Source organism: Streptococcus oralis subsp. oralis (assembly GCF_002096455.1).
Taxonomy (GTDB): Bacteria; Bacillota; Bacilli; order Lactobacillales; family Streptococcaceae; genus Streptococcus; species Streptococcus oralis_CY.
This window is the reverse complement of record NZ_NCUL01000002.1, coordinates 26,998-36,441: the sequence shown is the minus strand read 5'-3', so window position 1 is coordinate 36,441 and position 9,444 is coordinate 26,998. Positions and strand designations below refer to the sequence as shown.

Here is a 9,444-nt window from a genome sequence, read left to right as displayed (position 1 = left end):
GCACGCCGCCAGCGTTCGTCCTGAGCCAGGATCAAACTCTCATTAAAAGTTTGAGTTCTCACTCATTTCTGTCACTGACAGATTTATTGTTTTTTTCATTGTTCAGTACTATAACCTCAGTTATAGTGCCCTGCACATTGGTTCGTCTTGTTCAGTTTTCAAAGGTCTTTGTCACTCATTCTCTCAAGCGACAACTATATTAGTATATCACAGCTACCCGTCTCTGTCAACAGATTTTTTAAACTTTTTTCAAGTTTTTTTAGCCGCAATACAACATAGTCCGTACGGGATTCGAACCCGTGTTACCGCCGTGAAAAGGCGGTGTCTTAACCCCTTGACCAACGGACCTTGAGCTTTTCAACTCTTTCTATTATACCTACTTTTTTACCTTTGTCAAGGACTTTTTTCCTCTTTACCGAAATTCTGAAAAGATTAGGGAAAGTTCTCTCAGGAGAGCTTTACGTCCTCTAAAGACTTCTCCTCCCATTAGACGGTCTATTAACTCTTGTTTTTCCATACTCTGCTTTGATTTGTAATTCTTTAGAAGTTCGTGAAAGAGATAATAATCGTCCAGCCTGAGTCCTTTTTCTCCTAGACGATGACTAATCTCACTCACCTCTTCATAGGGTTCTTTGTCAAAACGGCGCTTGTGGCTTTCCTGTTTACGGATGTAATCTAGGATACGATTTCTAAACTTTGTTTTAAAGCAGACATAAAGTCGATGGCGCTCCCCCTCTAGTAACTCTGGGTTGCAACTCACCAGCTCATACAGACATAACATGCCTTCCTGATCCCAGTCCTCTTTCTCCCACAGATGCAAATGATAATCTTTGCGACACTTATGGACGATTCCCTTACTTTCTTCATATAAATCTTTTAGATTCATAGACCTCTCCTTTCTGCATTTAGTTTAGCAAAATGCGCGAGCCACTGGGTCTACTTCCTCTATTCTATACTTCTTCCTCCCCCAACGGCACATAAAAAGAGAGGCAAAGCCTCTCTGGGGTTATAATTCTGCAATTTGGTTGAGATTCACTTCTGCAATCGTATCATTACCAAACATAGAGATAATCATCTTCACTTTGTTGTTATCAATTTCAGTAATTTTACCTGTGTAGTCTGCAAAAGCGCCATCAATGATGCGGACTGTCTGGCCAACTTCAACATCAATATCGAACTCTTGAACAGTTTGTCCCATTGAAACCAGAATATCACGGATTTCTTGTTCCAAAAGTGGAGTTGGTTTTGATCTGTTACCGTGTGAGCCGACGAATCCTGTTACGTTAGGTGTGTTTCGAACGACGAACCATGCTTCATCGGTCATGACCATTTCTACAAGGACATAACCTGGAAAGCGATTCTCTTCAACTTCCTTTTTCTTTCCATTTTTCTCAACTTGCACGGTTTGTGTTGGAATCTCAACACGTAGAATATTATCCAACATGTTATATGTTTGCGCACGTTGCAATAGATTTTCTTTTACCTTATTTTCATAGCCAGAATAAGTTTGTAGAACAAACCATCCCTTGTCAAAACTATCCATGATATTTCCTTTCATACATATGATAGAAGAAAGTTAGCAGAACTTCTCCACTTTTCTTCTAAAAAATGTTAATAAATCGAATCAAACCTGATACAATCAACTGGTCAAAAATGTAAATGATGACCACAAAGAAGGCTGTGTATTCCATAATAGAGCGAAAATCTCTCCAGCTTTCTTTGCGAGTTGGCCAAGTTGTTTCTTTAAGAAGTTTAAAAATATCCTTAATAAAGCCCATCGTTCTCTCCTATCTCGTTTCTCTATGTGTCGTATATTTTCCACAATGTTTACAAAATTTATTTACTTCTAGTCGTGTTGGCTTGGGGTTCCCACTAATTTTGATTGAATAATTCCTTGAACCACAAACTGCACAAGCTAGGCTTGCTTTTTTTAGTGCCATAACGCCTCCATCTTATCTATTATAACAAGAAACCTAGGCTTTGACAAGCCTCTTAACGAAATAGATTAAGGATTGAGTCCCATATTGTCTGGGCTTTTTCTTTTATTTTAGCTTCTGAAATCGCACGACCTGCTTCATCTACAAGATTTTGTGCACGACTACGAATATCTCCTATTGGGTCCTCAGACTGGTTTGTCTCATTTTCAACAACCTGCTTTTTCGTATTTTCTGGTTCAATACCATTTTGTTTATAAGCATTCTCAACTGTAAAAGTGCTACCTGTAGTGTAAGGTAAAATGGTATTAGCCATACTTCTAAAGACATGGGCTGCTCCATTGGAGGTCGAACCTGCTAGATAATGGTTCTCATCTGTTGTTGGGAAACCGAGCCAGTGGCTGATTACCACATCCGGAGTATAGCCGATCACCCACTGGTCACTGGTATATTCTGGGTTGAAAACAGCTTCAGTCGTACCTGTTTTACCAGCCATAACATAATCTGCCGGTGACGAACTAATTCCTGTACCATTGGTAAATGTTCCTAGCATCATGCTGGTCATTTTATCGGCTACCGACTTATCAATCACTCGTTTTTGGGAGTTTTTATGACTCTTGATGATCTGGCCGCTGGCATTTTCAATACGAGTGATGAAATGTGCTTCAGGCATCAAACCTCCATTAGCAAAGGCTGCATAGGCTTGCGCCATCTGGAGAGGATTCGTTTCCACACCTCCACCAAGAGCAACTCCAAGAACTCGGTCAACTTTTTCCATATTCAGACCAAATCTCTCCCCAGCGTCAAAAGCTTTGTCAATACCTAATTCATTTACAGTCGCAACAGCTGGCAGGTTGAGTGATTCCGCCAAGGCCTGATACATAGGTACTTCTGGAGATGTCTTAATACCCGCATAGTTATCTACTTGATAACTGTTGTACTGCATCGTATGATTATCCAGTTGCTTGTTCAAGGCCCATCCTGCTTCTACTGCGGGTGTATAAACGACTAAAGGTTTAATAGTTGAGCCTGGGCTACGCTTAGACTGAGTGGCATAGTTGAAATTGCGGAAGCCTGGTTTGTCATCACCAGCTACACGGCCAACAACTCCACGCACTCCACCCGTTTTAGGCTCTAGAGCAACACTACCTGATTCGGCATGCGTTCCATCTTCTGCCGTTGGAAATAGCGAAGTGTTTTCGTAAATAACCTGCATGTTTGCTTGGTAGTTTTGGTCAAGCTCTGTGTAGATTCGATAGCCGTTGTTGACAATCTCTTCTTCTGTGAGATTGTACTTGGAAACTGCTTCGTTGACAACTGCATCAAAATAGGACGGGTAACGATAATCCGAAACTTTGCCTTCATACTTATCTTGCAGTTGAGAAGCCATATCTACTCCAGCCGCTTCGGTTTCTTGATTTTTATCAATATAGCCCGCTGCAACCATATTTTGCAAAACAGTATCCCTACGGTTGGTCGAAGTTTCAACAGAATTTAATGGATTGTACAATTCTGGTCCCTTGAGCATCCCTGCTAGAGTAGCCGCCTGATTAAGCGTTAGTTGTGAAGCCGATACACCAAAATATTTCTTACTTGCATCTTCAACGCCCCATACTCCATTTCCAAAGTAGGCGTTATTGAGGTACATAGTAAGGATTTGCTCCTTGCTGTATTTCTTTGTCAACTCTAAGGCAAGGAAAAACTCCTTGGCCTTCCGTTCAACGGTCTGGTCCTGGGAAAGATAGGCATTTTTCGCCAACTGTTGAGTGATGGTGGAACCCCCTCCAGAACGACCCGCTGTAAGGATGGCTAGAAAGAAACGACCGTAGTTAATCCCATCATTTTTATAAAAGGAACGGTCCTCTGTCGCGACGACAGCATTCTGCAAGTCTTTACTAATATCTGTCAGTTCAACATAGGTTCCCTTTTGACCTGATAGGGCTCCTGCCTCTTTTTCTTCGCGGTCAAAAATCAGAGTTCGCGTTTTCAAGGCATTTTGCAAATCATTGACATTGGTCGACTTGGCTATCGCAAATAGGTAGGTCCCTACTAGCAAACCTGCACTTAACCCTAAAATGATGACGATTTTTGTCAGATGATAACGACGCCAAAATTTTCGAATTGGGCCTACTTGGGACAATTTTTTTCTATCGCTCCGTGAACGACGCATGCTAGTCGAATCAGACTCCGCTGATTCATTCGTTTCTTTTTTAAAGAGAGAAAGAAACTTCTCAAATAATTTATCTAATTTCATGCGTTTATTTTATCATCTTCACCATAGGAACTCAAGAATTTAGCTACTCCCTATCCAAATAGGGCTTTTTTTGTTACAATATCTGTATGCAATTCACATTTACATTACCCGAATCCTTGCCTCAAATGACGGTCAAACAATTCCTAGAGGAACAACTCCTCATCCCTAGAAAAATCCGCCATTTTTTGAGAATAAAGAAGAACATCTTAATCAACCACAAAGAAGTTCACTGGAACGAGATGGTCAAGCCAGGGGACATTTGCCAGTTGACTTTTGACGAGGAAGATTATCCCCCAAAAGAAATCCTTTGGGGCAATTCAGACCTCGTTCAAGAGGTTTATCAAGACCAACATCTCATTATCGTCAACAAGCCAGAGGGAATGAAAACTCACGGAAATCAACCTGGTGAAATTGCCCTTCTCAATCATGTCTCTGCCTATGTTGGCCAAACCTGCTATGTCGTTCATCGTCTGGACATGGAAACTAGTGGTTTGATTCTCTTTGCCAAAAATCCTTTTATCCTGCCTATTCTCAATCGCTTACTGGAGAAAAAAGAGATTTCTAGGGAATACTGGGCACTTATAGAAGGACGAGTAGAGAGTAAAGAACTTGTCTTTCGAGATAAAATTGGTCGTGATCGACACGATCGCAGAAAACGAGTGGTAGATCCCAAAAGTGGGCAACATGCCGAAACTCAGGTAAGCCGACTAAAGCAATTTCCAAATCAGACTACCCTTGTCCGTTGCAAACTAAAGACCGGTCGAACGCATCAAATCCGTGTTCACCTCTCTCACCATAAGCACCCTATCCTGGGCGATCCTCTCTATAACTCTAGATCAAAAGTAAGCAGGCTGATGCTTCATGCCTTTCGACTTTCCTTTACTCATCCACTCACCTTAGAACAATTGAGTTTTACTGCCCTCTCGGATACTTTTGAAACAGAATTAAAACAAAATGGATGATAGCATCATCCATTTTTCTATATAATAAAAGCAAGACCAGAAGGCCTTGCTTTTATCGACTCAAGAATTATTTAGCGATTTTTGCAAAGTATTCAAGAGTACGTACAAGTTGTGCAGTGTATGACATTTCGTTGTCGTACCATGATACAACTTTAACCAATTGTTTACCGTCAACGTCAAGAACTTTAGTTTGAGTTGCGTCAAACAATGAACCGTAAGACATACCTACGATATCTGAAGATACGATTGGATCTTCTGTGTAACCGTATGATTCGTTTGAAGCTGCTTTCATAGCTGCGTTCACTTCATCAACAGTAACGTTCTTTTCAAGAACTGCTACCAATTCAGTAACTGATCCAGTTGGAGTTGGAACACGTTGTGCAGATCCGTCAAGTTTACCGTTCAATTCTGGGATTACAAGACCGATAGCTTTAGCAGCACCAGTTGAGTTAGGAACGATGTTTGCAGCACCAGCGCGAGCACGGCGAAGGTCACCACCACGGTGTGGTCCGTCAAGGATCATTTGGTCACCAGTGTAAGCGTGGATAGTAGTCATCAATCCTTCTACAACACCGAAGTTGTCTTGAAGAGCTTTAGCCATTGGAGCCAAGCAGTTTGTAGTACATGAAGCACCTGAGATAACTGTTTCAGTACCGTCAAGAACGTCGTGGTTAGTGTTGAATACGATTGTTTTAACATCGTTTCCACCAGGAGCAGTGATAACAACTTTCTTAGCTCCACCTTTAAGGTGTTTTTCAGCTGCATCTTTCTTAGCAAAGAAACCAGTTGCTTCAAGAACGATTTCTACACCGTCAGTAGCCCAGTCGATTTGTTCTGGATCACGTTCAGCAGAAACTTTAACGAATTTACCGTTAACTTCGAATCCACCTTCTTTAACTTCTACAGTACCGTCGAAACGACCTTGAGTTGTGTCGTATTTCAACAAGTGTGCAAGCATAACTGGATCTGTAAGGTCGTTGATGCGAGTAACTTCAACACCTTCTACGTTTTGGATACGGCGGAAAGCAAGACGACCGATACGTCCGAAACCGTTAATACCAACTTTAACTACCATTAGTGATTTCCTCCTTATGAAAATCATGAAAATTTTATTGTGAAAAGAGTAACTTGAATCACTACAAATCACCTTTCAACAAACCTATTATATAACTATTTGAGTTTAATTGCAAGTACGGGCGTTGATTTTCTCTCCTGCTTTTCTACTTTTTCTCCCTCTTTTTATTCATCCATTCTTTTATTTCCAAAGCATATCTCTAGAATCTTTTATAATATCTGCATATTCTCTTCATTATCAAGGTGAAACTTCAATTTCAACTCTTTCAGAGTTTACAAAAAAGAGACAGGATAACTCCTGTCTCTAGGCTGATAAACGATTATTTACGACGTCCTGGACGTTCTGCATAACCATAGTAAGCATCTGCCATGATTTCTTCCATGTCAGCTACCATTGGCAAGCGAGGGTTAGCAGGTGAACATTGGTCTTCATAAGCAAGCAAGGCAATTTCATGCAAGCTGTCTTTCCAAGCTTTTTCATCAATTCCTTGATCCTTGAAGTTCATCTTGATACCTACTGCAACACCAAGTTCGTAAACAGCTTTAGCATATGCTTCAACTGCTTCTTCTGGAGTTGAGTGAGGCAAGCCAAGCATTTTCGCGATGTCTTGGAATTTCTCATCAGCTTTCCAGTAGTTGTATTTAGGCCATGTAGTAGTCTTAGATGGACGAGTTCCGTTGTAACGGATAACGTATGGAAGTAAAATTGCGTTTGTACGTCCGTGAACAGTATGGTGAACCGCACCGATCTTGTGGGCCATTGAGTGGCTCATACCAAGGAAGGCATTGGCAAAGGCCATACCAGCCATTGTAGATGCATTGTGCATTTTTTCGCGAGCTTCTGGATCAGCTGTCTTAACAGATTTTTCCAACCATTCAAAGACAAGTTTGATTGTTTGAAGGGCGATACCGTCTGTATAGTCGTTAGCGAAGTTTGAAGTGTAAGCTTCAGTCGCGTGAGTCAAGACGTCCATACCTGTATCCGCAGCGATGAAGTCTGGAACTGACTCAACCAAAGCAGGGTCAACAATCGCAATAGTTGGTGTCAATGAGTAGTCAGCCAATGGGTATTTACGATTGTTTTTCTTATCAGAGATAACGGCAAATGGTGTTACTTCTGAACCTGTACCTGAAGTTGTTGGAATACCTATGTATTTCGCTTTTTTACCAAGTGATGGGAAGCGGAAGGCACGTTTACGGATGTCCATGAATTTTTGAACCAAGTCACGGAAGTCGATTTGTGGTTGTTCGTAGAAGAGCCACATTACTTTCGCTGCATCCATTGGAGAACCACCACCAAGAGCGATGATTGTGTCTGGTTCAAATGCTCTCATTACTTCAGTACCACGTTCTACAGTTGTGATATCTGGGTCTGGTTCAACGTCTGAGAAGACTTGGACAGTTACACGGTTGCTGCGTTTGTTCAATTGGTCAATAATGCGTTGAACAAAACCAAGTTTTTCGATCGATTTGTCTGTAACAATCATAACGCGTTCAATATCTTCACATGTTTGAAGGTATTGGATAGAATTGCGTTCGAAGTAAATTTTTGAAGGAACTTTAAACCACTGCATATTATTTCTACGTTTCCCTACTTTCTTGATGTTTAGAAGGTTGATCGCACTCACGTTATCACCGACTGAGTTGTGTCCATATGAACCACATCCAAGTGTCAATGATGGAATGAAGGCATTGTATACGTCACCGATACCACCGAAAGTAGATGGAGAGTTCCAGATAATACGCATAGCTTTGATTTCTGTACCAAAGCGTTTAGCAAGCTCTTCGTCTTTTGTATGGATAGCTGCTGAGTGACCAAGTCCGTTAAACTCAACCATTTGACGAGCTTTTGTAAGACCATCTTCTGTGTCTTCAGCTTTTAGGACAGCAATAACTGGTGACAATTTCTCACGAGTCAATGGTTCTTTCGGTCCTACTTCTGCACATTCTGCAGCCAAGATGTTTGTTCCTTCTGGAACGCTAAATCCTGCTTGTTCAGCAATCCATGCTGCTGGTTTACCAACGATGTTTGCATTTAGTTTAGCACCTGCACAGTTTTTGCTATTAGCTTTTACACCGAAACAGAATTCTTCAAGAAGGGCTTTTTCTTTTTTGTTTACAAAGTAAGTGTGATATGATTTGAATTCTTCTACAAATTCGTCATATACTTCTTTATCAATGATAACGGCTTGTTCTGATGCACAGACCATCCCATTATCAAATGACTTAGACATAACAATATCATGAGCAGCTTGACGAAGGTCAGCAGATTTTTCTACATAGGCAGGAACGTTTCCGGCACCTACCCCAAGAGCTGGTTTTCCACATGAGTATGCAGCTTTAACCATGGCATTACCACCAGTTGCAAGGATAGTTGCAACACCTTCGTGGTTCATAAGCGCTCCAGTTGCTTCCATAGATGGTTCTGTAATCCATTGAACACAGTTTTCAGGTGCTCCAGCCGCAATAGCTGCATCACGAACGATTTGTGCTGCGTGAGCTGATGATTCTTGAGCAGATGGGTGGAAGGCAAAAACGATTGGGTTACGTGTTTTCAAAGCAATCAAGGATTTGAAAATCGCTGTTGAAGTTGGGTTTGTTGTCGGAGTGACACCACAGATTACACCGACAGGCTCCGCAATCTTTGTCAAACCTGTAATTGGATCATCTTCGATAACTCCAACTGTTTTAACTCCACGCATATTGTTCACTACGTGCTCACAGGCAAATAGATTCTTTGTTGCCTTGTCTTCAAATACTCCACGACCAGTTTCTTCAACTGCATGTTGTGCAAGGATACCGTGCGCGTCAAGTGCTGCAACCGAAGCTTTTGCCACGATGTAGTCAACTTGCTCTTGGTTCAACTTGCGCATTTCATCAAGCGCAACCAAGGCTTTTTTCACGAGACCATCGACATGCTTTTCAGCAGCAAGTTGTTTTTCCTCTGGTGTTACTGTTTTTTTATCAGCCATATTATCCTCCATAGCCTTTAAGGATGTTATCCTTTGTTAATTTTTTCACAAGTTTATTATAACTCTTTTTTTATGCTTTGTAAACAGTTTCATAAGTATTTCACAAAGAATTTTTCTGAGATTGTGATTTTTTTCTCAATATAGCTATGCAATAGAGTTTTGGCCGGATGATTGTGAAATTATGGAGAAATTTTTTTTATTTCACAAAGCTTTTCTAGTTGATAGTTAGTTATCAAATCCAAACAAAG

At 41.0% G+C, this 9,444-nt stretch carries 8 protein-coding genes and 1 tRNA gene; 1 reads left to right on the top strand and 8 read right to left on the bottom strand.

What is annotated here, in order from left to right; translation table 11 throughout:
* Positions 1–276 precede the first annotated feature (276 nt).
* The 6 genes from B7720_RS00240 to pbp2a all read right to left on the bottom strand — a co-directional run bounded on the left by B7720_RS00240 (position 277) and on the right by pbp2a (position 4,188).
* Positions 277–348, bottom strand: a tRNA-Glu gene (locus B7720_RS00240).
* Between the two features lie 64 nt (positions 349–412).
* Positions 413–886 (bottom strand): hypothetical protein, encoded by a 474-nt coding sequence (locus B7720_RS00235; RefSeq protein ID WP_001049305.1) that lies wholly within the window; start codon positions 884–886, stop codon positions 413–415.
* A 120-nt stretch (positions 887–1,006) separates the two neighbouring features.
* Positions 1,007–1,543: a transcription termination/antitermination protein NusG gene (gene nusG / locus B7720_RS00230; protein ID WP_000376732.1), complete on the bottom strand. Its 537-nt coding sequence runs from the start codon at positions 1,541–1,543 to the stop codon at positions 1,007–1,009.
* Between the two features lie 58 nt (positions 1,544–1,601).
* Positions 1,602–1,778 carry a preprotein translocase subunit SecE gene (secE, locus tag B7720_RS00225; protein WP_000505776.1) on the bottom strand — a complete coding sequence of 59 codons (177 nt, stop codon included), beginning with the start codon at positions 1,776–1,778 and terminating at the stop codon, positions 1,602–1,604.
* Positions 1,779–1,787: 9 nt separating this feature from the next.
* On the bottom strand, positions 1,788–1,940 hold the full coding sequence (gene rpmG, locus B7720_RS00220; RefSeq protein ID WP_001809375.1) for a 50S ribosomal protein L33: 153 nt from the start codon (positions 1,938–1,940) through the stop codon (positions 1,788–1,790).
* A 52-nt stretch (positions 1,941–1,992) separates the two neighbouring features.
* Entirely contained in the window at positions 1,993–4,188 is a 2,196-nt protein-coding gene (gene pbp2a / locus B7720_RS00215; protein WP_000762598.1) for a penicillin-binding protein PBP2A, read from the bottom strand.
* 86 nt (positions 4,189–4,274) lie between these two features.
* Here pbp2a and B7720_RS00210 point away from each other — a divergent pair, with 86 nt between their 5' ends.
* Positions 4,275–5,150 carry an RluA family pseudouridine synthase gene (locus B7720_RS00210; protein WP_084855922.1) on the top strand — a complete coding sequence of 292 codons (876 nt, stop codon included), beginning with the start codon at positions 4,275–4,277 and terminating at the stop codon, positions 5,148–5,150.
* A 67-nt stretch (positions 5,151–5,217) separates the two neighbouring features.
* Here the strand turns inward: B7720_RS00210 and gap are convergent, their stop codons facing one another.
* Both gap and adhE read right to left on the bottom strand, forming a co-directional pair.
* Entirely contained in the window at positions 5,218–6,225 is a 1,008-nt protein-coding gene (gap, locus tag B7720_RS00205) for a type I glyceraldehyde-3-phosphate dehydrogenase (protein ID WP_000260679.1), read from the bottom strand.
* Positions 6,226–6,544: 319 nt separating this feature from the next.
* A complete protein-coding gene (gene adhE, locus B7720_RS00200; RefSeq protein ID WP_084855921.1) occupies positions 6,545–9,196 on the bottom strand; it encodes a bifunctional acetaldehyde-CoA/alcohol dehydrogenase in 2,652 nt (883 codons plus the stop codon).
* Positions 9,197–9,444 lie beyond the last annotated feature (248 nt).

Coding starts and splice junctions, on each gene's coding strand:
- gap (WP_000260679.1), bottom strand. CDS start 6,225: ATGGTAGTTAAAGTTGGTATTAACGGTTTCGGACGTATCGGTCGTCTT.
- rpmG (WP_001809375.1), bottom strand. CDS start 1,940: ATGGCACTAAAAAAAGCAAGCCTAGCTTGTGCAGTTTGTGGTTCAAGG.
- nusG (WP_000376732.1), bottom strand. CDS start 1,543: ATGGATAGTTTTGACAAGGGATGGTTTGTTCTACAAACTTATTCTGGC.
- adhE (WP_084855921.1), bottom strand. CDS start 9,196: ATGGCTGATAAAAAAACAGTAACACCAGAGGAAAAACAACTTGCTGCT.
- B7720_RS00235 (WP_001049305.1), bottom strand. CDS start 886: ATGAATCTAAAAGATTTATATGAAGAAAGTAAGGGAATCGTCCATAAG.
- B7720_RS00210 (WP_084855922.1), top strand. CDS start 4,275: ATGCAATTCACATTTACATTACCCGAATCCTTGCCTCAAATGACGGTC.
- secE (WP_000505776.1), bottom strand. CDS start 1,778: ATGGGCTTTATTAAGGATATTTTTAAACTTCTTAAAGAAACAACTTGG.
- pbp2a (WP_000762598.1), bottom strand. CDS start 4,188: ATGAAATTAGATAAATTATTTGAGAAGTTTCTTTCTCTCTTTAAAAAA.